Annotated in this window: 32 protein-coding genes; 8 read left to right on the top strand and 24 right to left on the bottom strand. The window is 57.0% G+C overall.

The window, feature by feature from the left end:
* Positions 1-233 precede the first annotated feature (233 nt).
* Complete coding sequence (locus AC0V2S_RS00960; RefSeq protein WP_475508100.1) at positions 234-641, top strand: YkgJ family cysteine cluster protein; 408 nt, start codon at positions 234-236, stop codon at positions 639-641.
* A gap of 225 nt (positions 642-866) precedes the next feature.
* Here AC0V2S_RS00960 and typA read toward each other — a convergent pair whose 3' ends face one another.
* Together typA and thiI are read right to left on the bottom strand one after the other, a co-directional pair.
* Positions 867-2,687 carry a translational GTPase TypA gene (typA, locus tag AC0V2S_RS00955; RefSeq protein WP_475508099.1) on the bottom strand — a complete coding sequence of 607 codons (1,821 nt, stop codon included), beginning with the start codon at positions 2,685-2,687 and terminating at the stop codon, positions 867-869.
* Between the two features lie 129 nt (positions 2,688-2,816).
* Complete coding sequence (gene thiI / locus AC0V2S_RS00950) at positions 2,817-4,271, bottom strand: tRNA uracil 4-sulfurtransferase ThiI (RefSeq protein ID WP_475508098.1); 1,455 nt, start codon at positions 4,269-4,271, stop codon at positions 2,817-2,819.
* A 331-nt stretch (positions 4,272-4,602) separates the two neighbouring features.
* Here thiI and glnA point away from each other — a divergent pair, with 331 nt between their 5' ends.
* The 6 genes from glnA (at position 4,603) to ntrC (ending at position 10,688) form a co-directional block, all read left to right on the top strand.
* Positions 4,603-6,009, top strand: coding sequence for a type I glutamate--ammonia ligase (gene glnA, locus AC0V2S_RS00945; protein ID WP_110618225.1), 1,407 nt, complete (start codon positions 4,603-4,605; stop codon positions 6,007-6,009).
* A 199-nt stretch (positions 6,010-6,208) separates the two neighbouring features.
* Positions 6,209-6,712, top strand: a complete 504-nt coding sequence (locus tag AC0V2S_RS00940; RefSeq protein ID WP_475508097.1) for a cupin domain-containing protein — start codon at positions 6,209-6,211, stop codon at positions 6,710-6,712.
* A 66-nt stretch (positions 6,713-6,778) separates the two neighbouring features.
* The gene (locus AC0V2S_RS00935) at positions 6,779-7,345 is read left to right on the top strand and encodes a DUF4124 domain-containing protein (RefSeq protein ID WP_475508096.1); all 567 of its coding nucleotides are present in this window, start codon (positions 6,779-6,781) and stop codon (positions 7,343-7,345) included.
* Positions 7,346-7,348: 3 nt separating this feature from the next.
* Positions 7,349-7,972 (top strand): DUF4124 domain-containing protein, encoded by a 624-nt coding sequence (locus tag AC0V2S_RS00930; protein ID WP_475508095.1) that lies wholly within the window; start codon positions 7,349-7,351, stop codon positions 7,970-7,972.
* 200 nt (positions 7,973-8,172) lie between these two features.
* Entirely contained in the window at positions 8,173-9,258 is a 1,086-nt protein-coding gene (gene glnL, locus AC0V2S_RS00925) for a nitrogen regulation protein NR(II) (RefSeq protein WP_475508094.1), read from the top strand.
* A complete protein-coding gene (gene ntrC, locus AC0V2S_RS00920) occupies positions 9,255-10,688 on the top strand; it encodes a nitrogen regulation protein NR(I) (protein WP_475508093.1) in 1,434 nt (477 codons plus the stop codon). The genes glnL and ntrC overlap by 4 nt, the downstream gene beginning before the upstream one ends.
* 184 nt (positions 10,689-10,872) lie before the next feature.
* Here the strand turns inward: ntrC and AC0V2S_RS00915 are convergent, their stop codons facing one another.
* Positions 10,873-11,271 (bottom strand): hypothetical protein, encoded by a 399-nt coding sequence (locus tag AC0V2S_RS00915; protein ID WP_475508681.1) that lies wholly within the window; start codon positions 11,269-11,271, stop codon positions 10,873-10,875.
* Between the two features lie 42 nt (positions 11,272-11,313).
* Between AC0V2S_RS00915 and AC0V2S_RS00910 the strand changes: the two genes are divergently transcribed.
* The gene (locus AC0V2S_RS00910; RefSeq protein WP_475508092.1) at positions 11,314-11,775 is read left to right on the top strand and encodes a tRNA (cytidine(34)-2'-O)-methyltransferase; all 462 of its coding nucleotides are present in this window, start codon (positions 11,314-11,316) and stop codon (positions 11,773-11,775) included.
* Between the two features lie 57 nt (positions 11,776-11,832).
* Here AC0V2S_RS00910 and AC0V2S_RS00905 read toward each other — a convergent pair whose 3' ends face one another.
* The 21 genes from AC0V2S_RS00905 to rplP form a co-directional block, all read right to left on the bottom strand.
* The gene (locus AC0V2S_RS00905; RefSeq protein ID WP_475508091.1) at positions 11,833-13,281 is read right to left on the bottom strand and encodes a catalase; all 1,449 of its coding nucleotides are present in this window, start codon (positions 13,279-13,281) and stop codon (positions 11,833-11,835) included.
* Positions 13,282-13,477: 196 nt separating this feature from the next.
* On the bottom strand, positions 13,478-13,864 hold the full coding sequence (gene rplQ / locus AC0V2S_RS00900; RefSeq protein WP_108096517.1) for a 50S ribosomal protein L17: 387 nt from the start codon (positions 13,862-13,864) through the stop codon (positions 13,478-13,480).
* 42 nt (positions 13,865-13,906) lie between these two features.
* Positions 13,907-14,908 carry a DNA-directed RNA polymerase subunit alpha gene (locus tag AC0V2S_RS00895; RefSeq protein ID WP_108096518.1) on the bottom strand — a complete coding sequence of 334 codons (1,002 nt, stop codon included), beginning with the start codon at positions 14,906-14,908 and terminating at the stop codon, positions 13,907-13,909.
* Positions 14,909-14,930: 22 nt separating this feature from the next.
* Complete coding sequence (gene rpsD / locus AC0V2S_RS00890) at positions 14,931-15,551, bottom strand: 30S ribosomal protein S4 (RefSeq protein WP_110618216.1); 621 nt, start codon at positions 15,549-15,551, stop codon at positions 14,931-14,933.
* A gap of 17 nt (positions 15,552-15,568) precedes the next feature.
* Positions 15,569-15,958 (bottom strand): 30S ribosomal protein S11, encoded by a 390-nt coding sequence (gene rpsK / locus AC0V2S_RS00885; RefSeq protein WP_002555466.1) that lies wholly within the window; start codon positions 15,956-15,958, stop codon positions 15,569-15,571.
* 30 nt (positions 15,959-15,988) lie between these two features.
* The gene (gene rpsM, locus AC0V2S_RS00880) at positions 15,989-16,345 is read right to left on the bottom strand and encodes a 30S ribosomal protein S13 (RefSeq protein ID WP_108096520.1); all 357 of its coding nucleotides are present in this window, start codon (positions 16,343-16,345) and stop codon (positions 15,989-15,991) included.
* A gap of 131 nt (positions 16,346-16,476) precedes the next feature.
* A complete protein-coding gene (rpmJ, locus tag AC0V2S_RS00875) occupies positions 16,477-16,593 on the bottom strand; it encodes a 50S ribosomal protein L36 (RefSeq protein ID WP_002555468.1) in 117 nt (38 codons plus the stop codon).
* A gap of 28 nt (positions 16,594-16,621) precedes the next feature.
* Positions 16,622-17,950 carry a preprotein translocase subunit SecY gene (gene secY / locus AC0V2S_RS00870; protein WP_271196084.1) on the bottom strand — a complete coding sequence of 443 codons (1,329 nt, stop codon included), beginning with the start codon at positions 17,948-17,950 and terminating at the stop codon, positions 16,622-16,624.
* Complete coding sequence (gene rplO, locus AC0V2S_RS00865) at positions 17,951-18,385, bottom strand: 50S ribosomal protein L15 (protein WP_108096522.1); 435 nt, start codon at positions 18,383-18,385, stop codon at positions 17,951-17,953.
* 3 nt (positions 18,386-18,388) lie between these two features.
* Positions 18,389-18,565, bottom strand: a complete 177-nt coding sequence (gene rpmD, locus AC0V2S_RS00860; protein WP_110618213.1) for a 50S ribosomal protein L30 — start codon at positions 18,563-18,565, stop codon at positions 18,389-18,391.
* A gap of 2 nt (positions 18,566-18,567) precedes the next feature.
* A complete protein-coding gene (gene rpsE, locus AC0V2S_RS00855; protein WP_108096524.1) occupies positions 18,568-19,089 on the bottom strand; it encodes a 30S ribosomal protein S5 in 522 nt (173 codons plus the stop codon).
* Between the two features lie 3 nt (positions 19,090-19,092).
* Entirely contained in the window at positions 19,093-19,443 is a 351-nt protein-coding gene (rplR, locus tag AC0V2S_RS00850; RefSeq protein ID WP_110618212.1) for a 50S ribosomal protein L18, read from the bottom strand.
* A 10-nt stretch (positions 19,444-19,453) separates the two neighbouring features.
* Entirely contained in the window at positions 19,454-19,987 is a 534-nt protein-coding gene (rplF, locus tag AC0V2S_RS00845) for a 50S ribosomal protein L6 (protein WP_108096526.1), read from the bottom strand.
* Positions 19,988-20,000: 13 nt separating this feature from the next.
* Entirely contained in the window at positions 20,001-20,393 is a 393-nt protein-coding gene (gene rpsH, locus AC0V2S_RS00840; RefSeq protein ID WP_108096527.1) for a 30S ribosomal protein S8, read from the bottom strand.
* Between the two features lie 212 nt (positions 20,394-20,605).
* Positions 20,606-20,911, bottom strand: coding sequence for a 30S ribosomal protein S14 (gene rpsN, locus AC0V2S_RS00835; RefSeq protein WP_122453853.1), 306 nt, complete (start codon positions 20,909-20,911; stop codon positions 20,606-20,608).
* Between the two features lie 13 nt (positions 20,912-20,924).
* Positions 20,925-21,464 carry a 50S ribosomal protein L5 gene (gene rplE / locus AC0V2S_RS00830; protein ID WP_110618210.1) on the bottom strand — a complete coding sequence of 180 codons (540 nt, stop codon included), beginning with the start codon at positions 21,462-21,464 and terminating at the stop codon, positions 20,925-20,927.
* 20 nt (positions 21,465-21,484) lie between these two features.
* Positions 21,485-21,799 carry a 50S ribosomal protein L24 gene (gene rplX, locus AC0V2S_RS00825; RefSeq protein WP_056836274.1) on the bottom strand — a complete coding sequence of 105 codons (315 nt, stop codon included), beginning with the start codon at positions 21,797-21,799 and terminating at the stop codon, positions 21,485-21,487.
* Positions 21,800-21,810: 11 nt separating this feature from the next.
* Positions 21,811-22,179: a 50S ribosomal protein L14 gene (gene rplN / locus AC0V2S_RS00820; protein ID WP_003289207.1), complete on the bottom strand. Its 369-nt coding sequence runs from the start codon at positions 22,177-22,179 to the stop codon at positions 21,811-21,813.
* A 23-nt stretch (positions 22,180-22,202) separates the two neighbouring features.
* Entirely contained in the window at positions 22,203-22,469 is a 267-nt protein-coding gene (gene rpsQ, locus AC0V2S_RS00815; protein ID WP_108096530.1) for a 30S ribosomal protein S17, read from the bottom strand.
* A 2-nt stretch (positions 22,470-22,471) separates the two neighbouring features.
* On the bottom strand, positions 22,472-22,663 hold the full coding sequence (rpmC, locus tag AC0V2S_RS00810) for a 50S ribosomal protein L29 (protein WP_002555481.1): 192 nt from the start codon (positions 22,661-22,663) through the stop codon (positions 22,472-22,474).
* Positions 22,663-23,076 (bottom strand): 50S ribosomal protein L16, encoded by a 414-nt coding sequence (rplP, locus tag AC0V2S_RS00805; RefSeq protein WP_108096531.1) that lies wholly within the window; start codon positions 23,074-23,076, stop codon positions 22,663-22,665. Before rplP ends, rpmC begins: the two co-directional genes overlap by 1 nt.
* Positions 23,077-23,087: the final 11 nt, after the last annotated feature.

Here is a 23,087-nt window from a genome sequence, read left to right as displayed (position 1 = left end):
AACGTCACATCTGCCGCCTGGGCATCCCTGTCCAGCTCACGCAGGCCGGGGCCTGCAAGAGCGCGAGTATATCCGCCCTACCCCGGCGCGCCGCCACTACCAGTGCACGGTTTGCGTTGAATCGGCGGATGGTTGTTCACAATTTCACCAATATCGCTATGATGCCGCCCCCCACACGGCGTAGCGCGCTCTTCAAGCCCTGCCAGACGGTGGCGTTTACAGGTGTGCAAGTCATGACAAAGCTATTGGTAGTCGGCGCCGAACTCGATCGCACCGACACCTGGATCAAATACGAACGCAGCATGTGCAGCAGCTGCGTTTCCAGTTGCTGCACGATGCCGGTGGAAGTGAAATTCGCCGACCTCCTGCGCATTGGCCTGGTGCAGGAATTCGAGCGCAGCGAACCGCCCAAGCAGATCGCCAAGCGGTTGATGAAAGACGGTGTGGTGGAGCGCTTCAATCAGAAGTACGGCATCTACACGCTGACACGCATGGGCAATAACGATTGCCTGTACCTGGATCGCAAGACCCGGTTGTGCACCATCTATGAACAGCGGCCGGATACCTGCCGTAATCACCCGAAGATCGGGCCGCGGCCTGGGTATTGTGCATATAAGCCCAAGCCGGCTGCGAAGGGTTGAACGCGTAACGGCCGGCTCCCCCGCCCAGCCCTCTCCCAATAGACACACCGTCGTCCCCGCGCAGGCGGGGACCCAGAATTCTGAATAAATTACGTATTTCTGGCCCATTCTGGATTCCCGCCTTCGCGGGAATGACGGTGTGAAATGAACGCCAAAATCTGGGCATAAAAAAACGCCCCCGGTCGTAAGGCCGGGGGCGTTTTTATTTAGCCGAAGCTAAGCCAATTATTTGGCCGCTTTCTTGGCAGCGCGGGTGCGCTCGCCTTCGTCCAGGATCTTCTTACGAAGACGGATGGATTTCGGCGTTACTTCGCACAGCTCGTCGTCCTGGATGAATTCCAGAGCCTGTTCCAGAGTGAAACGAACCGGCGGAACCAGAGCGATGGTTTCGTCTTTGCCCGAAGCACGCATGTTGTCGAGCTTCTTGCCTTTGGTTGGGTTAACACCCAGGTCGTTGTCACGGCTGTTCAGACCAACGATCTGACCGTTGTAGATGTCCTGACCGTGCTCAACGAACAGCTTGCCGCGCGCTTGCAGGGTTTCCAGGGAGTAGGTCAGAGCCTTGCCGGTTTCAACCGAAACCAGAACGCCGTTCTGACGGCCAGACATGTGGCCCGACTTCATGGTGTCGTAACGATCGAAGATCGAGGTCAGGATGCCGGCGCCGTTGGTGAGGGTCAGGAACTGGTTACGGAAACCGATCAGACCACGGGCTGGAATGTTGTATTCCAGACGTACACGGCCTTTGCCATCCGGGGACATGTTGGTCAGGTCGCCTTTACGCAGACCCATTTCTTCCATGACCTTGCCCTGCGACTCTTCCGGGATGTCGATGGTGACGTTTTCGAACGGTTCGTTCTTCACGCCATCAACTACGCGGATGATTACTTCAGGACGACCTACACCCATTTCGAAGCCTTCGCGACGCATGGTTTCGATCAGTACGGACAAGTGCAGCTCGCCACGGCCCGATACTTTGAAACGGTCGGCCGAGTCGCCTTCTTCAACGCGCAGTGCCACGTTGTACAGCAGCTCTTTGTCCAGACGCTCTTTGATGTTGCGGCTGGTAACGAACTTGCCTTCTTTACCGCAGAACGGCGAATCGTTGACCTGGAAGGTCATGGATACGGTCGGCTCGTCAACGGTCAGCGGCTTCATCGCTTCCACGTTGTTGATGTCGCACAGGGTGTCGGAGATGAACAGCTGGTCCATACCGCTGATGCAGACGATGTCGCCGGCAGCTGCTTCTTCAACGTCTACACGGTGCAAACCGTGGTGACCCATCAGCTTCAGGATACGACCGTTGCGGCGCTTGCCGTCGGCGTCGATGGCGACGACCGGGGTGTTCGGCTTGACGCGACCACGGGCGATACGGCCAACGCCGATGATGCCGAGGAAGCTGTTGTAGTCCAGTGCCGAGATTTGCATCTGGAACGGACCGTCGCGGTCAACGGCCGGAGCCGGAACGTTGTCGACGATGGACTGGTACAGCGGGGTCATGTCTTCAGCCATTTCGGTGTGGTCAAGACCAGCAATACCGTTCAGGGCGGAGGCGTAGACGACCTTGAAGTCCAGCTGTTCTTCGGTAGCACCGAGGTTGTCGAACAGGTCGAAGATCTGGTCCAGAACCCAGTCCGGACGAGCGCCTGGACGGTCAACCTTGTTGATGACCACGATTGGGCGCAGGCCGGCTTCGAAGGCTTTCTTGGTTACGAAGCGGGTTTGCGGCATCGGGCCGTCTTGAGCGTCGACCAGCAGCAGAACCGAGTCCACCATCGACATTACGCGCTCAACTTCGCCGCCGAAGTCGGCGTGGCCGGGGGTGTCGACGATGTTGATGTGGTAGCCGTTCCAGTTGATCGCGGTGTTCTTCGCGAGAATGGTAATGCCGCGCTCTTTTTCCTGGTCGTTGGAGTCCATCACGCGCTCGTCGTTGAGCTCGTTGCGCTCCAGGGTGCCGGATTGACGCAGGAGTTTATCAACCAGGGTGGTCTTACCATGGTCAACGTGGGCGATGATGGCGATGTTGCGTAGATTTTCGATCACTTTTGCATCTCGATCAGAGGATTCGGTTCGCCGCTAAGTCTAGGCGGCCAGTATGAAGAATGAGTGGCTCAACTGCCCCGTCGGTCGGGGGGGCGGTGGCGGATACTGCCGCCATTCAGCCCCGGCGTTTTATGCCGGACGATAAACGCGCACATTGGCATGCCCCTCGCTAAGCAAGTGGTGGGCATGCAGGCGGCTCATCACGCCTTTGTCGCAATACAGCAGGTACTGACGGGTGGAGTCCAGTTCCTTGTAGCGACTGTTGAGCGCGAAGAACGGCAACGCTCTTACTTCGATGCCGTCCAACTCCAGCGGCAGATCTTCCTGGGCATCCGGATGACGGATGTCCAGCACGATCTGCCCAGGCAAGGCTTCACTCAATTCCTCGACCTGGATGTCTTGGCTTAACTCGTCGATCACCCGGTCGATTGTCACGGAACGGGCGCGCTCAAGGGCGCGCTCGAACACGGTCATATCGATCTGGGCTTCTTCATAAACGACGCGGTCATGTTTGGCACGGGTGGTCGGGTTTACCGAGATCACTCCGCAATATTCGGGCATATGCTTGGCAAATTCGGCGGTGCCGATGTGCTCAGCCATATTGATGATGTCTTGCTTGTGGCTCGCGATCAGCGGGCGCATCACCAGCTTTTCGGTCGCGCGGTCGATCACCGACAGGTTCGGCAGCGTCTGGCTGGACACCTGGGAAATCGCCTCGCCGGTGACCAGCGCGTCGATATCCAGGCCGTCGGCCACACGGGTGGCAGCGCGCAGCATCATGCGCTTGAGCACGACACCCATGTGCGCGTTATCGACCTTGCCGAGAATTTCGCCGAGCACTTCTTCAAATGGCACGCTGACGAACAGCACGCGGTGCGAACTGCCGTAACGGCTCCATAGATAGTGGGCAACTTCCATCACCCCCAGCTCATGGGCGCGGCCGCCAAGATTGAAGAAGCAGAAATGGCTGATCAGCCCGCGGCGGATCATCTGGTACGCCGCCACGGTGGAGTCGAAACCACCGGACATCAGCACCAGCGTCTGCTCGATGGCGCCCAGCGGGTATCCACCAAGGCCTTCGTGTTGGCTGTGAATGACATATAAAAGCTGATTGCGAATTTCCATGCGCACCAGCAGGTCAGGCTCTTTCAGCGAGATACCGGCGGCGCCGCACTGACGACGCAGTTGGCTGCCGACATAACGCTCAACATCCATGGAACTGAAAGTGTGTTTGCCGGCACGCTTGCAGCGCACGGCAAACACTTTGCCGGCCAGTTGCTCGCCGAAGTGGGCTTTGCACTTTTCGACCATGTCGTCGAAATCGCCCAGCGGGTATTCATTCACTTCGAGGAACTGGCCGATGCCCGGGATACGGGTCAGGCGTTCTTTAAGCTCAACCAGCACTTTGGGCTCGGTGAGTTTGGTCTCGACGTCAATGTTGTCCCACACGCCGTCCACCACGAGATCTGGATCCAGGTCACGCATCACCGCGCGAATATTCTTCGCAAGCTGGCGGATAAAACGCGTACGCACCGGCCGGCTTTTAATGGTGATCTCGGGGAAGACTTTAACGATAAGTTTCATGAAAACAGCGTGCGCGAGCCCGGCCGAAATTGAGGGGCGCGGATTATAGCGGAAATTGCTCAAGGTTTAACCAGGCAATGCACACAAAGATCGGCGGCGCACCAAAATGAGTCTCGCCATTTAACCAGAGCCTCATATTGGTGCATTGCCCGCTATGTTTTTGCCGCGCAGCCCCCGCTACGCCTGAGTTTCGTGCATCAAACCCACTTCGGGGCACTGGCATGCAATTTGCTCCCTTGTGAGGCAGGTTGCCCTGGCGGACTATGCCGCCCGGCTTCACCGTTTTATTTGGGGCTAAAAAATCACAACGCCCCACCATCTGGAGGACACCATGTCGAAGGCGCTTCAACTAATCAAAGAACACGACGTGAAGTGGGTTGACCTGCGCTTCACCGATACCAAAGGCAAGCAGCACCACGTGACCATGCCGGCCCGTGACGCCCTTGACGACGAATTCTTCGAAGTCGGCAAAATGTTCGACGGCTCCTCGATCCATGGCTGGAAAGGCATCGAAGCCTCCGACATGATCCTGCTGCCAGTAGACAGCACTGCCGTGCTCGACCCGTTCACCGAAGAGCCAACCCTGATCCTGGTTTGCAACATCATCGAACCATCGACCATGCAAGGCTACGACCGCGACCCGCGCTCCATCGCTTCGCGTGCCGAGGAATACCTGAAGACCACCGGTATCGGTGACACCGTATTCGTTGGCCCGGAACCAGAATTCTTCATCTTCGACGAAGTAAAATTCAAATCCGACATCTCCGGCTCCATGTTCAAGATCTACTCCGAACAAGGCTCCTGGATGTCCGACGCTGACATCGAAACCGGCAACAAAGGCCACCGTCCAGGCGTTAAAGGTGGTTACTTCCCGGTTCCGCCATGCGACCACGACCACGAAATCCGTACTGCCATGTGTAATGCCATGGAAGAAATGGGCCTGGTCATCGAAGTTCACCACCACGAAGTGGCGACTGCTGGTCAGAACGAAATCGGCGTTAAGTTCAACACCCTAGTAGCCAAGGCTGACGAAGTTCAGACCCTGAAGTACTGCGTACACAACGTAGCTGATGCCTACGGCAAAACCGCTACCTTCATGCCTAAGCCGCTGTACGGCGATAACGGTTCGGGTATGCACGTTCACCTGTCGATCGGTAAAGACGGCAAGAACACCTTCGCCGGCGAAGGCTATGCCGGCCTGTCCGATACCGCTCTGTTCTTCATCGGCGGCATCATCAAGCACGGTAAGGCACTGAACGGCTTCACCAACCCGTCGACCAACTCCTACAAGCGTCTGGTCCCAGGTTTCGAAGCTCCGGTAATGCTGGCCTACTCGGCTCGTAACCGTTCCGCTTCCATCCGTATCCCGTACGTTTCCAGCCCGAAAGCTCGCCGCATCGAAGCGCGCTTCCCGGATCCGGCTGCCAACCCGTACCTGGCCTTCGCAGCTCTGCTGATGGCTGGTCTGGACGGTATTCAGAACAAGATCCACCCTGGCGACGCAGCGGACAAGAACCTGTACGACCTGCCTCCAGAAGAAGGCAAGCTGATTCCGCAAGTGTGCGGCAGCCTGAAAGAAGCTCTGGAAGAACTGGACAAGGGCCGTGCGTTCTTGACCAAAGGCGGCGTGTTCAGCGACGACTTCATCGATGCCTACATCGAGCTGAAGAGCGAAGAAGAAATCAAAGTGCGCACCTTCGTGCACCCTCTGGAATACGACCTGTACTACAGCGTTTAAGTAGAACAGCGTCCAAGCCAGACACGCTCGCTTTCATAGCGGCGTGATTGAGAAGGCCTCCCTCGGGAGGCCTTTTTTATTTCCGCCTTTCACACCGTACAAAGCGCCATCGCGCGGCATCAGCGCGCCTTGCCTGACAGCCCGCAGCAGCGATTACCCGTATTCCTCCCTCTGTACCCCCAACAGTTGGAGCGACGCCATGAACCCACGCCAGATCGCCACCACAGCCCTCAGCTGCCTGTGGCTTGCCGGCTGCAGCCACACCCTCGACAAGCCCGGCATCGAATCGCAAGTCCTGCTTAAAACCACCATCTCCTGGGATGGCACGCCGTACACCAGCTACCCGCGCGGCACGCCGGAATTGACCTTGGTGAAAATCCATATCCCTCCCAATTCCGTGCTTGATTGGCACACTCACCCCATCCCCAACGCCGCTTATATGCTTGCTGGCGAACTCACCGTCGAAACCCGCAAGCCGGGACAAAGGCGCCTACTCAAACAGGGCGACACGTTGGCGGAAACGGTGGGCATCATTCACCGCGGCATGACCGGCGAACAGCCAGCCGACCTGCTGGTGTTCTATGCCGGCGTGCCGATGCTGCCACTCAGCGAAAAAACAGGTAAGGCCGCCCGTGATGGCCGAGCGCCTCCCAGCAGAGGCGCTTTTTATTGCCCGCAATCTTGTTCTCGTGCACAGCGATAAGCGGACAAACTTGCCAGCGCCGCATTGCAGTGCAAGGCTAAGCACACACCCCACGGAACCCACGCCATGCGCCTGATCGTGACCTGCCTGTTAGCCGCCCTGGCCCTGCCCGCCAGCGCCGAGATCTACAAGTACACCGACGCCAACGGCAACACCGTTTTCACCAACCAGCCGCCCCAAGGCACCAACGCCGAAGCCGTCACCCTGCCGCCGGTAAACACCGTGCAATCGCCACCTCCACCCACCATGCCGGGCAACTCGCAGGAGCCATCGGCAACCGAACAAATCTACAGCGTGCTGGAAATTGCCAATGTGCCGGACGAAGAAGCGCTACGCGCCAACGACGGTAGCTTCACCGTGAGCGTGAACATCCAACCACAACTGCGCATCGGCGACAGCCTGCAGCTGCTGCTCGACGGCCAGCCCTATGGCGGCCTGACCAGCAGTCTGCAGTTCCCCCTCAACAATGTGGACCGCGGCGAACACAGCCTCTCGGTGCAGGTGTTTAGCGGCGATCGCCTGATTCAGCAGAGCGCCACCGTCACTTTCACTACGCAGCGCATCAGCACCAACAGCCCAGCCCGTCCGCCGATCAAACCGACGCCCAAACCGACTCCAAGGCCAGCCAACTAAACCATGCGATTCGCTCTGCTCTGCCTGCTGTTGCTGGGCCTCCCAGCCGTGGCCGATGTGTATACCTATATTGATAGCGAAGGTAACCGGGTCTTTACCGACCAACCGAGGGGCAATGCCAAGAAGGTGGAGATCGCCCCCACCAATGGCATGAACCAGACCACACCGCCAACCGTACGGGTGCCCGTGCCGGTAGTAGCACCCGCGCCGTTGGCCACGTATCAGCTGTTGCGCATTCTGGTGCCCGAACCCGATGCCACGGTGCAGGAAGGCTCGTCCGGCGACCTGATCGTCACGCTGACCAGCGACCCGGCACTGATGGAGGGCCACAACTACCGCTTGCTGCTCGATGGCACCGTGGCTGGCACACCCGGGCGCAGCCCGGTGATTCCGCTGACCAACCTGGACCGTGGCACCCACCAGTTGGCGGCAGAGATTATCGACGCCGAAGGGCGCAGCGTTGCGCGCACGCCGAGCCAACCCGTGCATATCGTGCGCACCTCGCTCGACAGTAAGCGCCGAGCCAATCCCTGCTCGAAAGGCGACTGGGGCGTGCGGCCGGAATGCCCGCTCAAGGACAAACCCAAAGACGATGACGACGACATCCCCTTCGTCCCCTTCCTCTAACCGTCTAGCCGTCACGCACAAAGCACCATATTGGTGCTTTGTGACGCACCAAATTCTATGCTCTCCCTGTTTTGGTTCGCTCATGGCGGCTGACGGTGCAGCAAAACGACCCAATTTCCCTGTTTACGCCGCTATCACGCGTCTTTTCGGGGCTTTGGTTTGCTTTTTGCATTTTCAGTCCCATTCTCGGGATCCCATAGATGACCATCAACGACGCACTGCACCGCCTGCTGCTGGACAACCTGACCACCGCGACTCTGCTGCTCAACGCCGAACTGCGCCTTGAGTACATGAACCCCGCGGCGGAAATGCTTCTGGCCGTCAGCGGCCAGCGCAGCCACGGCCAATTCATCAGTGAGTTGTTTACCGAATCGCCCGAAGCGCTGGCCTCGTTGCGCCAGGCTGTCGAAGAGGCGCACCCCTTCAATAAGCGCGAAGCGGTGCTGATCGCCCTCACCGGCCAGACCCTGACCGTGGACTATGCGGTTACGCCGATTCTCAACCGCGGCGCCACCCTGCTGCTGCTTGAGGTTCATCCGCGTGATCGCCTGCTGCGCATCACCAAGGAAGAAGCCCAGCTGTCCAAGCAGGAAACCACCAAAATGCTGGTGCGCGGCCTCGCCCATGAAATAAAGAATCCACTGGGTGGCATTCGCGGCGCCGCACAGCTGCTGGCCCGAGAACTGCCAGACGAAAACCTCAAGGATTACACCAACGTCATCATCGAAGAGGCCGACCGCCTGCGTAATCTGGTCGACCGCATGCTCGGCTCCAACAAGCTGCCATCGCTGGCAATGACCAACGTGCACGAAGTACTGGAGCGGGTCAGCAGCCTGGTGGAGGCCGAGAGCCAGGGCGGCATCACCTTGGTGCGCGACTACGACCCGAGCATCCCCGACGTATTGATCGACCGCGAGCAGATGATTCAGGCGGTGCTCAATATCGTGCGCAACGCCATGCAAGCCATCGGCGGCCAGAATGAATTCCGCCAGGGCCGCATCATGCTGCGTACCCGTACCTTGCGGCAGTTCACCATTGCCCACACCCGCCACCGCCTGGTGGCGAAGGTGGAAATCATCGACAACGGCCCGGGCATTCCGGCTGAACTTCAAGAAACCATTTTCTATCCCATGGTCAGTGGTCGTCCGGACGGTACCGGACTGGGCTTGGCTATCACCCAGAACATCATCAGTCAGCATCAGGGGCTGATCGAATGCGAGAGCCACCCTGGCCACACCGTGTTTTCGATCTTCCTGCCGTTGGAACAAGGAGTTACTTCGTCATGAGCCGCAGCGAAACCGTCTGGATTGTCGACGACGATCGTTCCATCCGTTGGGTACTGGAAAAAGCCCTGCAGCAAGAAGGCATGACCACCACCAGCTTCGACAGTGCCGACGGCGTGCTCAGCCGTCTTAGCCGTCAGCAGCCGGACGTGATCATTTCGGACATCCGCATGCCCGGTGCCAGTGGCCTGGACTTGCTGGCGCGCATTCGCGAGCTCTACCCGCGTTTGCCGGTGATTATAATGACCGCCCATTCCGACCTGGAAAGCGCGGTGGCTTCCTATCAGGGCGGCGCCTTTGAATACCTTCCCAAACCCTTCGACGTGGACGAGGCTGTTTCGCTGGTAAAGCGAGCCTTCCAACACGCCCAGGAACAGCAAGGCCTGCACGTGCCGGTTGAGCAGACCCGCACTCCGGAAATCATCGGCGAAGCGCCGGCGATGCAGGAAGTGTTTCGCGCCATCGGCCGCCTGAGCCACTCGAACATCACCGTGCTTATTAATGGTGAGTCGGGCACCGGTAAAGAATTGGTTGCCCACGCCCTGCATCGGCACAGTCCGCGCGCGGCGTCGCCATTTATTGCGCTGAACATGGCGGCGATTCCGAAAGACCTGATGGAATCCGAGCTGTTCGGCCATGAGAAAGGCGCTTTTACCGGCGCGGCCAACCAGCGTCGCGGTCGTTTCGAGCAAGCCGACGGCGGCACCCTGTTCCTCGATGAAATCGGCGATATGCCGGCCGACACCCAAACGCGGTTGCTGCGCGTATTGGCCGATGGCGAGTTCTACCGCGTCGGCGGCCATACGCCGGTGAAAGTGGACGTGCGCATCATCGCCGCCACCCACCAGAATCTGGAAAACCTGGTGCAGGCCGGCAAGTTCCGTGAAGACTTGTTCCACCGCCTGAACGTTATCCGCATTCATATCCCGCGCATGTCGGATCGCCGCGAAGATATCCCGACCCTGGCCCGTCACTTCCTTGCTCGCGCTGCCCAGGAGCTGGCCGTCGAGCCGAAGCTGCTGAAAACCGAGACAGAGGACTACCTGAAGAACCTGCCGTGGCCAGGCAACGTGCGTCAGCTGGAAAACACCTGCCGCTGGATTACAGTAATGGCGTCGGGCCGCGAAGTGCATATCGACGACCTGCCCCCGGAATTGCTTACGCAGCCCCAAGACAGTGCTCCGGCGACCAATTGGGAGCAGGCTTTGCGCCAATGGGCCGATCAGGCGCTCGCACGCGGGCAGTCCAGCCTGCTCGATACGGCCGTGCCAACCTTCGAACGGATCATGATCGAGACTGCCCTCAAGCACACCGCCGGCCGTCGTCGCGACGCCGCCGTGCTGCTCGGCTGGGGCCGTAACACCTTGACTCGTAAGATAAAAGAGCTAGGCATGAAGATCGACGGCGGCGATGACGACGAAGACGAAAGCTGAGTTTTCGCCTTACCCGCCCACAAAAAAGCGAGCGCAATGCTCGCTTTTTTGTGGGCCGCAATAAAACTGGCACACCACCTGCATAGTGTTAAGTGTAGAAACGAAATACCCCCAGTTTTCGGGGACCTTGGTACAGGCAGGCCGGGGATTCCCCTTTTTTATTCTGCGGTTTTATCCGCAACTGTTACTGCGCAACAAGGCTGATCACTAGCCGCCACCGTCCACCCTCCGCTGCGCCGTGCCACTGGGCCTGCAGCGGGCGGGCCGCGACCAGATTCAGCAGCAACCCTCCCTTACTCCGCAGAAGCCGCCAATTGACGTTCTTACCGTCCAATTGCAGCTGGCCCTGGCGCGAACTGCCTTCGGCATAAAAGCGCATCACCAGCGCACCATCGACTTGCTCGGCGAGCACTTTTGGTTCAGCGTCGAACAGAAGCTCCAGCCCACCGGCGATGACCACAATGTCGTCGAGCATCACGGGCGCAGGGTCTTGCAAGCGGCCGATCATCATTCCCACCATAAAGCCGAACAGCGCCAAAGACGCCACCACACGAACCAATAATTTTGGCCGCGGGTCCGGCACTTCGAGGGTAAAATCCTCGACGCCCTCAAGTCGGAGTCGTGCATGTTTCACGTGATTCTGTTTCAACCGGAAATCCCCCCCAATACCGGCAACATTATCAGGCTCTGCGCCAATAGCGGATGCAGTCTGCACCTGATCGAGCCGATTGGTTTCGAACTTGACGACAAGCGTCTGCGCCGCGCCGGGCTGGATTACCACGAGTACGCCACCCTGACTCGCCACAGCGACCTGCCCAGCTGTCTGGAAAGCCTGGGGCAGCCGCGGGTGTTTGCGTTCACCACCAAGGCCTCGCACCCGTTTCATGAAGCGACGTTTGCCAAAGGTGATGCGTTGTTGTTTGGCCCCGAAAGTCGAGGCTTGCCGGCAGACGTGCTAGAAGCCATTCCTGCCGAGCAACGCCTGCGCTTGCCCATGCGCCCGGGCTGCCGCAGCCTGAATCTGTCCAACACCGTTGCCGTGGCCGTTTACGAAGGCTGGCGGCAGTTGGGTTTTAGTCTGGACTAGGTTTTTAGCCGCGATAAAAAAGGCGCCTCTGAGGGCGCCTTTTTCGCTTGTGGAGCGTTACTCCACGTTCAAGCCAAGCGCTTTGGCAACGCCACGGCCATAGGCACCATCCGCCTGGCTGAAATGCGCTAGCTGACGCAGTTGAATGTCTTCGCTGACCCCTTGCAGGGCGCCGGCGATATTGCTGATCAGGAGCGCCTGCTGCTCGGCACTCATCAAGCGGAACAGCGCACCGGCCTGACTGTAGTAATCGCCGTCGGTACGGTGGTCGTAACGGTCGGCCGCGCCTTCCAGCGCCAGAGCAGGTTCCCGGTATTGCGGCGCCTGCTTCGGCGCACCGGCGTAACTGTTGGGCTCGTAGTGCGGCGCCGCACCACCGTTGCCATCGAAGCGCATAGAACCGTCGCGCTGGTAGTTATTCACCGGCGAGCGCGGGGCGTTCACTGGCAGTTGCTGATGGTTGGTGCCAATGCGATAGCGGTGCGCGTCGGCGTAGGCGAATACGCGGCCCTGCAGCATGCGGTCCGGCGACAGACCAACACCCGGCACCATATTGCTCGGCGCGAACGCTGCTTGCTCGACCTCAGCGAAGTAGTTCTGCGGGTTACGGTTCAGCTCGATCTCGCCTACTTCAATGAGCGGGAAATCTTTCTGCGACCAGGTCTTGGTGACATCGAACGGGTTTTCGCGGTGTGCGGCGGCCTGAGCTTCGGTCATTACCTGAATGCACACCTTCCATTTCGGGAAGTCGCCACGGTCGATGGCACCAAACAGATCGCGTTGAGCGTAATCCGGGTCGGTGCCCGCCAGGTGGGCAGCTACCGTCGGCGAAAGGTTTTTGATGCCTTGCTGACTCTTGTAATGCCACTTCACCCAGTGGCGCTCGCCGTTGGCGTTAATCAGGCTGTAGGTGTGACTGCCAAAGCCGTGCATAAAGCGGTAGCCGTCCGGTATGCCGCGATCGGAAAACAGGATGGTGACCTGATGCAACGACTCAGGCGACAGCGACCAGAAGTCCCACATCATCTGCGGGCTTTTCAGATTGCTTTGCGGCAAGCGCTTTTGCGTGTGGATAAAGTCGGGGAATTTCATCGGGTCGCGGATAAAGAACACCGGGGTGTTATTGCCGACGATGTCCCAGTTACCTTCTTCAGTGTAGAACTTCACGGCGAAACCGCGAGGATCGCGCTCGGTATCGGCAGAACCACGCTCGCCGCCGACGGTGGAGAAGCGCAGGAACATGGGCGTTTGTTTGCCCACGCTATCGAACAGCTTGGCGTGGCTGAGTGCGGTGATATCGCGGGTAACGGTAAACGTGCCGTACGCACCGGAGCCTTTCGCGTGGACGCGGCGCTCAGGGATCACTTCGCGGTTGAAGTGGGCGAGCTTCTCTACCAGATGAAAATCATCCAACAGCAACGGACCACGGGGGCCGGCTGAACGGGAATTTTGATTGTCAGCAACCGGCGCACCGCTTGCGGTCGTGAGGATGGGGGACTGGCTCATTTCACTCTCCTGGTCATATCCAACCGGTGTCGCCCGGCGTTGGAGGAGAGATTAAGGTTCGCTATCGCTTATGGATAATTCATTAATACAGACTATCGATAGTCAAATACTTTTAGCCTTGCGTTATCTATAGTCGTCTTTTCTTTGGGCACAAAAAAACCGGGCCAAAGCCCGGTTTTTTCTTACAACCTACGACTTACTCAGCGTCTACAGCTGCGCCGCCGACCGGACGGTCAACCAGCTCAACATAAGCCATTGGAGCATTGTCGCCAGCGCGGAAACCGCACTTGAGAATACGCAGGTAACCGCCCTGACGGGTGGCGTAGCGCTTGCCCAGGTCGTTGAACAGCTTACCAACGATGGCTTTCGAACGAGTACGGTCGAAGGCCAAACGGCGGTTTGCCAAACTATCTTCTTTAGCCAGGGTGATCAGCGGCTCGGCTACGCGGCGCAGTTCCTTGGCCTTAGGCAGGGTCGTTTTGATCAGCTCGTGCTCAAACAGCGACACCGCCATGTTTTGAAACATGGCCTTGCGGTGAGCGCTAGTGCGGCTCAGGTGACGACCACTCTTACGATGACGCATGGTTCAATTCCTTACCAAACTTACGTTCGGTGATTACGACGATCAGGCAGTCGCCTTGTCGTCCTTCTTAAGACTTGCCGGTGGCCAGTTGTCCAGGCGCATACCGAGAGAAAGACCACGAGAGGCCAGCACGTCCTTGATCTCAGTCAGGGACTTCTTGCCCAAGTTCGGAGTTTTCAACAGCTCTACTTCGGTGCGCTGAATCAGATCGCCGATGTAGTAGATGTTCTCCGCCTTAAGGCAGTTGGCCGAACGAACGGTCAGTTCCAGATCATCAACCGGGCGCAGCAGGATCGGATCGATCTCGTCTTCCTGCTCGATTACCACTGGCTCACTGTCACCTTTGAGGTCGACGAACGCAGCCAACTGCTGTTGCAGAATGGTTGCAGCGCGGCGGATAGCCTCTTCAGGATCCAGAGTACCGTTGGTCTCCAGGTCAATAACCAGCTTGTCAAGGTTAGTACGCTGCTCAACACGGGCGTTTTCAACGACGTACGCCACACGGCGCACAGGGCTGAAAGAGGAGTCCAGCTGCAAGCGACCAATGCTGCGACTTTCGTCTTCATCACTCTGACGCGAATCAGCAGGCTCATAGCCGCGACCACGAGCCACAGTGAGCTTCATGTTCAGTGCGCCGTTAGAAGCCAGGTTGGCAATAACGTGATCACCATTGACGATCTCGACATCATGATCCAGCTGAATATCGGCAGCGGTAACAACGCCCGAGCCCTTCTTCGCCAGTGTCAGAGTCACTTCGTCACGACCGTGCAACTTAATAGCCAGACCTTTCAGGTTGAGCAGGATTTCAATTACGTCTTCCTGTACACCTTCGATGGCGCTGTACTCGTGGAGTACACCGTCAATCTCGGCCTCGACTACTGCACAGCCAGGCATTGAGGACAACAAAATACGACGCAGCGCGTTGCCCAACGTGTGGCCAAAACCACGCTCGAGAGGCTCGAGGGTGATCTTAGCGCGGGTCGGACTGACCACCTGCACATCGATGTGACGGGGGGTCAGGAACTCATTTACCGAAATCTGCATGGATGCACCTATTTTCTAGCCCTTACTTGGAGTAGAGCTCGACAATCAGGCTTTCGTTGATGTCGGCGGAGAGGTCACTGCGAGCTGGTACGCTTTTGAAAACGCCCGATTTCTTCTCAGTGTCTACATCTACCCATTCAACGCGGCCACGCTGGGCACACAGCTCAAGAGCTTGAACAATGCGCAGCTGATTCTTCGATTTCTCGCGAACTGCAACAACGTCACCAGCACGAACCTGGTAGGACGGGATGTTTACAGTTTTACCGTTGATGCTGATAGCTTTATGCGAAACCAGCTGACGGGATTCGGCGCGTGTAGCACCAAAGCCCATACGGTATACAACGTTATCCAGACGGCATTCGAGCAGTTGCAGCAGGTTCTCACCAGTAGCGCCTTTCTTGCCGGCAGCTTCTTTGTAGTAACCGCTGAATTGACGCTCAAGCACGCCATAGATACGACGTACCTTCTGCTTTTCACGCAGTTGGGTACCGTAGTCGGATTGGCGACCGCGGCGCTGACCGTGGATACCAGGGGCAGCTTCAATGTTGCACTTCGATTCCAGAGCGCGAACGCCACTTTTCAGGAACAGGTCAGTGCCTTCACGACGCGCCAGTTTGCATTTTGGACCAATGTAACGAGCCATTATCTATCGTCTCCTGATTACACGCGGCGCTTCTTCGGCGGACGGCACCCGTTATGCGGGATTGGCGTCACGTCGGTGATGCTGGCGATCTTGTAACCGCAGCCGTTCAAAGCACGGACAGCGGACTCACGACCTGGACCTGGGCCCTTGACGTTAACGTCGAGGTTTTTCAGGCCATATTCCAGCGCAGCTTGACCAGCACGTTCAGCAGCTACTTGAGCAGCGAACGGAGTGGACTTGCGTGAACCGCGGAAACCCGAACCACCAGAGGTAGCCCAGGATAGGGCGTTACCTTGACGATCGGTAATGGTCACAATGGTGTTGTTGAAAGACGCGTGGATATGGGCGATGCCATCAACCACTGTCTTTTTAACTTTTTTACGAGGACGAGCAGCAGGTTTTGCCATGACTAGATTCCTGTCGATTCGCGGGTGCGATTACTTGCGGATCGGCTTACGCGGACCCTTACGGGTGCGTGCGTTGGTCTTGGTGCGCTGACCGCGAACCGGTAGACCGCGACGATGACGCAGGCCGCGGTAGCAACCCAGGTCCATCAAGCGCTTGATCTTCATGTTGACTTCACGACGCAGGTCACCTTCGGTGTTCACCTTTGCCACTTCGCCACGCAGGAGTTCAATCTGCTCATCGCTCAGATCTTTAATCTTTGCCGCCGGGTTAACCCCGGTGGTTGCGCAAATTTTCTGCGCAGTTGTGCGACCAACACCGAAGATGTAGGTCAGCGAGATAACAGTATGCTTGTTATCTGGAATGTTGACGCCTGCAATACGGGCCATTCAATGAAACTCCAATTGACAGCTACCTACGCCCCGGAAGCCAAGAAAAGGGCGCGAGATATTAACGCTGTAATAACAAATAAGCAACCCGACAGCGCACTAGCTGCCGGGCTTATAGCTTTTGATCACACTCAGCCTTGGCGCTGCTTGTGACGCGGTTCTGCACTGCAGATGACTCGCACGACACCTTCACGGCGAATAATTTTGCAGTTGCGGCACAGCTTTTTCACCGATGCACGAACTTTCATCACCAACTCCTCGAACCTTATGGACACATTAACGGAGCATGCCGTTGCCGTAGCCCTTCAGGTTGGCTTTCTTCATCAGGGATTCGTACTGGTGTGAAACGAGGTGCGATTGTACTTGGGACATAAAGTCCATCACAACCACTACCACGATCAGCAACGAGGTCCCGCCAAGATAGAACGGCACGTTTGCAGCAACGACCAGAAACTGGGGCAGCAAGCAAACAGCCATCATGTACAAAGCACCGAACATGGTTAAGCGAGTCAACACGCCATCGATATAGCGCGCCGATTGCTCACCCGGACGAATGCCAGGAATAAAGGCACCAGACTTCTTCAGGTTTTCCGCTACGTCTTTCGGGTTGAACATCAGCGCTGTGTAGAAGAAGCAGAAGAAAACGATCCCCGCACTAAACAGCAAGATATTCAACGGCTGACCAGGAGCGATAGCCTGCGAAACATCCTGAAGCCAGCCCAGACCTGCAGACTGACCAAACCAGGCGCCCAGCGAAGCCGGGAATAACAGAAGGCTACTGGCAAAAATAGCCGGGATAACTCCGGCCATGTTTACCTTCAACGGCAAGTGGCTAGTCTGCGCAGCGAAGACCTTGCGGCCTTGCTGACGCTTGGCGTAGTGCACCGCAATGCGACGCTGACCACGTTCAATGAACACCACAAACCCGATGATCGCTACCGCGAGCAGGCCGATTGCAACCAGAGCGAAGATATTGATATCCCCCTGACGCGCAGACTCGAAAGACTGCCCAATTGCACGCGGCAAGCCAGCGACAATACCTGAGAAGATCAACATCGAGATGCCGTTACCGACACCGCGCTCAGTGATCTGCTCACCCAGCCACATCATGAACATGGCACCAGCAACAAATGTGCTGACTGCCACGAAGTGAAAGCCGAAATCGCCCGAGAACGCTACACCTTGACCGGCCAAGCCAACGGACATACCGGTTGCTTGTACAAACGCCAGAATCAAGGTGCCGTAGCGGGTGTACTGGCTAATCTTGCGACGGCCAGACTCACCTTCCTTCTTCAACTGCTCCAGCTGCGGGCTGACAGCAGTCATGAGCTGCATGATGATCGATGCCGAAATGTACGGCATGATCCCCAGTGCAAAAATGCTCATGCGCTCCAGCGCACCGCCGGAAAACATGTTGAACAAGCTAAGAATGGTCCCCTCATTCTGCCGAAACAGATCCGCCAACCGGTCCGGGTTGATACCTGGAACTGGGATGTGAGCGCCTACTCGATAGACGATGATCGCCATAAGGAGAAAGCGCAGACGAGCCCAGAGCTCGGACAACCCGCCATTGCTGAGCGCTGAGAGAGCACCTTGCTTAGCCATTTATTCCTCGAATTTGCCGCCAGCTGCTTCGATAGCCGCACGCGCACCTTTGGTGGCAGCGATACCTTTGAGGGTCACCGCACGAGTAATCTCACCGGACAGCATTACTTTCACGCGCTGTACGTTTTGATTAATCAGGTTGGCATCCTTCAGGGACTGCAGAGTTACAACATCGCCTTCCACTTTATTCAGCTCGGAGGTGCGAACTTCTGCACGATCCATAGCTTTCAGGGAGACGAAGCCGAACTTCGGCAGACGACGGTGCAGCGGCTGTTGACCGCCTTCAAAACCCGGAGCGATGGTGCCACCGGAGCGGGAGGTCTGACCTTTGTGGCCGCGGCCACCTGTCTTACCCAAACCACTACCGATACCACGGCCCGGACGGTGCTTCTCGCGACGGGAACCCGGCGCAGGACTCAGATCGTTCAGGTACATGTGTTAACCCTCAACTCGCAGCATGTAGTAAGCCTTGTTGATCATCCCGCGGTTAGCCGGAGTATCCAAGACTTCTACAGTGTGACCGATGCGACGCAGGCCCAGACCTTTAACACAGAGTTTGTGGTTAGGAATACGGCCGGTCATGCTTTTGATCAGCGTTACTTTAACGGTAGCCATGATCAACGGATCTCCTCAACGCTCTTGCCGCGCTTGGCAGCAATAGAACCTGGAGATTGCATAGCTTTCAAACCTTTGAAAGTGGCGTGAACCACGTTTACCGGGTTAGTCGAGCCGTAGCACTTGGCCAACACGTTCTGCACGCCAGCAACTTCGAGGACAGCACGCATAGCGCCGCCAGCGATGATACCGGTACCCTCAGAAGCAGGCTGCATGTACACCTTGGAGGCGCCATGAGCAGACTTCATTGCGTACTGCAGAGTGGTGCCGTTCAGGTCCACTTGAATCATATTGCGACGAGCAGCTTCCATAGCTTTCTGGATAGCGGCTGGCACTTCGCGGGACTTACCGCGACCGAAACCAACACGGCCCTTACCATCACCCACCACGGTCAACGCGGTAAAAGTGAAGATACGGCCGCCTTTTACGGTTTTAGCTACACGATTAACCTGAACCAGTTTCTCGATGTAGCCTTCGTCGTTGCCGTTGTCGCGGCTGTCGCGTCTTTGATCGTTATTTGCCATAACTTAGAACTCCAGCCCGCCTTCACGAGCAGCATCAGCCAGCGCCTTGACGCGGCCGTGGTACTTGAAGCCAGAACGGTCGAATGCCACCTGAGTGACGCCAGCGGCTTTCGCGCGCTCAGCAACCAGTTGGCCAACTTTCGTGGCCGCGTCGATGTTGCCAGTGGCACCAGTACGCAGATCCTTGTCCAAAGTCGAAGCGCTTGCCAAGACTTTGCTGCCGTCGGCCGAGATGACCTGGGCGTAAATGTGCTGCGAAGAGCGGTACACGCAGAGACGCACGGCTTCTAGCTCGTGCATTTTCAGGCGTGCTTTGCGAGCGCGACGCAGTCGAGTAACTTTTTTGTCGGTCATTTGCTATGCCCTACTTCTTCTTCGCTTCTTTACGGCGGACGACTTCGTCTGCGTAACGCACACCTTTACCTTTGTAAGGTTCTGGCGGACGGAAGTCACGGATCTCAGCGGCCACTTGACCTACCAGCTGCTTGTCGATGCCCTTGATCAGGATATCGGTTTGGCTAGGAGTTTCTGCGGTTACGCCTTGTGGAAGTTCGTAATCCACCGGGTGCGAGAAGCCAAGTGCCAGGGAAAGGATTTCGCCTTTGGCCTGAGCCTTGTAACCAACACCAACCAGCTGCAGCTTGCGCTCGAAGCCTTGGCTGACGCCGATTACCATGTTGTTCACCAACGCACGGGTGGTACCGGCCATTGCGCGAGTTTGTTGGTCGCCATTGCGAGCAGCGAAACGCAGCTCACCAGCTTCCTCAACAATTTCAACGGACGAATGAACGTTCAGTTCGAGAGCGCCTTTGGCACCCTTCACCGAGAGCTGTTGGCCGGCGAGTTTGATCTCGACACCAGCTGGCAGCTTAACGGGGTTCTTAGCAACGCGAGACATGCTTGTTCCCCCCTTAGAACACGGTGCAGAGCACTTCGCCGCCGACACCGGCAGCGCGCGCAGCACGATCCGTCATCACACCTTTGTTGGTGGAGACGATGGAAACGCCGAGACCGCCACGAACTTTCGGCAGATCATCAACGGACTTGTACTGGCGCAGGCCTGGACGGCTGACGCGCTTCACTTCTTCGATGACCGGACGGCCTTCGAAATATTTCAGCTCGATGGACAGCTGCGGCTTAACATCGCTGCTGATCTGAAAACCCGCGATGTAACCTTCGTCCTTCAGGACTTTGGCTACAGCCACCTTCAACGTGGAAGACGGCATGCTTACGACGGACTTTTCAGCCATCTGGGCATTACGGATACGAGTTAGCATGTCCGCTAACGGGTCCTGCATACTCATGGGCTAGGTGCTCCTGAAACAAAAGAATTAGCCAAACGGCTACTGCATGTCGCTAGAAAAATGCCGTGCATATAAAAGCCAGGCTCAGGCGAGCCGAGCATTCTAGAGACTGATTAAAAATGAATCAAGCCCCAAAAGGGGCTTGATTCATTTTTGCTCTGTACCAGGGCCAACTCCGTGAAGAGCGGACCCCGGCTTGTCGAGACTTCGACTTACCAGCTGGCTTTCACCAGACCTGGTACATCACCGCGCATTGCAGCTTCGCGCAGCTTGTTACGGCCGAGGCCGAACTTGCGGTACACGCCGTGCGGACGACCGGTGATGCGGCAACGGTTACGCAGGCGCGAAGCGCTGGCGTCACGTGGTTGCTTTTGCAGGGCGATCTGCGCTTCCCAACGAGCTTCCGGACTGGTGTTCGGATTAACGATGGTAGCTTTCAGCTCAGCACGCTTTTTGGCGTACTTGGCAACCGTTTGCTGACGCTTCAGCTCGCGGTTTTTCATGCTTGTCTTGGCCATGTTCCTACTCCGATCAGTTGCGGAACGGGAATTTGAAAGCACGCAGCAAGGCGCGACCTTCATCATCCGTACGAGCAGTAGTGGTCAGGGTGATGTCCAGACCGCGCAGCGCGTCGATTTTGTCGTAATCGATTTCCGGGAAAATGATCTGCTCTTTAACGCCCATGCTGTAGTTGCCACGACCGTCGAAGGACTTGGCATTCAGGCCGCGGAAGTCACGCACGCGCGGCAGGGAGATCGAAAGCAGACGATCCAGGAATTCGTACATACGTTCGCGACGCAGGGTCACTTTCACGCCGATCGGCCAACCTTCACGAACTTTGAAGCCCGCGATGGATTTCTTGGCGTAAGTCACAACGACTTTCTGACCGGTGATCTTTTCCAAATCCGCTACAGCGTGTTCGATGATTTTCTTGTCACCGATCGCTTCGCCAAGACCCATGTTCAGGGTGATTTTGGTAACGCGCGGAACTTCCATCACGTTCGAGAGCTTGAGTTCTTCCTTAAGCTTCGGAGCGATTTCTTTCCGATAAATCTCTTTTAGTCGTGCCATGGTCTTCTACCTAGCAGTGTTCAAGCATCAACCGCTTTTTGGGTCGACTTGAAGACACGAATTTTTTTGCCTTCTTCTACTTTGAAACCAACGCGATCAGCCTTGCTGGTTTCAGAGTTGAAAATGGCGACGTTAGAAGCGTGCAGAGGCGCTTCTTTCTCGACGATACCGCCTTGAACGCCCGACATAGGGTTCGGCTTGGTATGGCGCTTCACCAGGTTGATCCCACCAACGACCAAACGGTCGTCAGCGAGAACCTTGAGCACCTTGCCACGCTTACCTTTGTCTTTGCCGGCGATCACGATGATCTCGTCGTCACGACGAATCTTTTGCATGTCGGATCTCCTTACAGCACTTCAGGGGCGAGCGAGACGATCTTCATGAACTTCTCAGAGCGAAGTTCACGGGTCACGGGCCCAAAGATACGGGTGCCGATCGGCTCTTGCTTGTTGTTCAGCAGAACAGCAGCGTTGCCATCAAAGCGAATGATCGAGCCATCAGGGCGACGAACGCCGTGACGCGTGCGGACTACTACTGCAGTCATCACTTGGCCTTTTTTCACTTTACCGCGCGGAATTGCTTCCTTGACGGTAACTTTGATGATGTCGCCGATGCCGGCATAACGACGATGCGAACCGCCCAACACCTTGATGCACATAACACGACGAGCGCCGCTGTTATCAGCTACATCGAGCATGGATTGAGTCTGAATCATATAATTTCTCCGACCCCTAGTCCTTAGACTTCCACTGCGCGTTCAACGACTTCAACCAGTGCCCAATTTTTGGTCTTGGCCATCGGACGAGTTTCACGAATAGTGACTTTGTCGCCGATGTGGCACTGGTTGGTTTCGTCGTGGGCGTGCAATTTGGTCGAACGCTTCACGTATTTACCGTAGATCGGGTGCTTTACGCGACGCTCGATCAGTACGGTGATGGTCTTGTCCATCTTGTCGCTGACGACACGGCCAGTCAGCGTACGGACAGTTTTTTCAGCTTCAGCCATGATTACTTACCTGCCTGCTGGTTAAGCACAGTCTTCACGCGAGCGATGTCGCGCTTAACTTGCGAGAGCAGGTGAGACTGCCCCAACTGGCCAGTTGCTTTCTGCATACGCAGATTGAACTGGTCGCGCAGCAGGCCGAGCAGTTGCTCGTTCAGCTGCTGTGCTGATTTTTCACGAAGTTCATTCGCTTTCATCACATCACCGTCCGTTTAACAAAGGAGGTGGCGAGCGGCAGCTTTGCAGCAGCCAGGGCGAAAGCCTCACGCGCCAGCTCTTCGGAAACGCCTTCGATCTCATACAGGACTTTGCCTGGCTGGATTTGGGCTACCCAATACTCAACGCTACCCTTCCCTTTACCCATCCGCACTTCGAGAGGCTTCTTGGTAACCGGTTTGTCAGGGAACACGCGAATCCAGATTTTCCCACCACGTTTTACGTGACGAGTCAGAGCACGACGAGCGGACTCAATCTGACGGGCGGTGAGACGACCGCGGGCAACAGACTTCAAGGCGAACTCGCCGAAGCTGACTTTGCTACCGCGCTGGGCCAGACCACGGTTGTGGCCTGTCATCATCTTGCGGAACTTCGTACGCTTTGGTTGCAACATTTGGCGTACCC

The organism is Pseudomonas sp. CC11G, assembly GCF_056174845.1.
The sequence above is the reverse complement of the archived record's forward strand: the minus strand, read 5'-3'. Positions and strand labels throughout refer to the sequence as shown.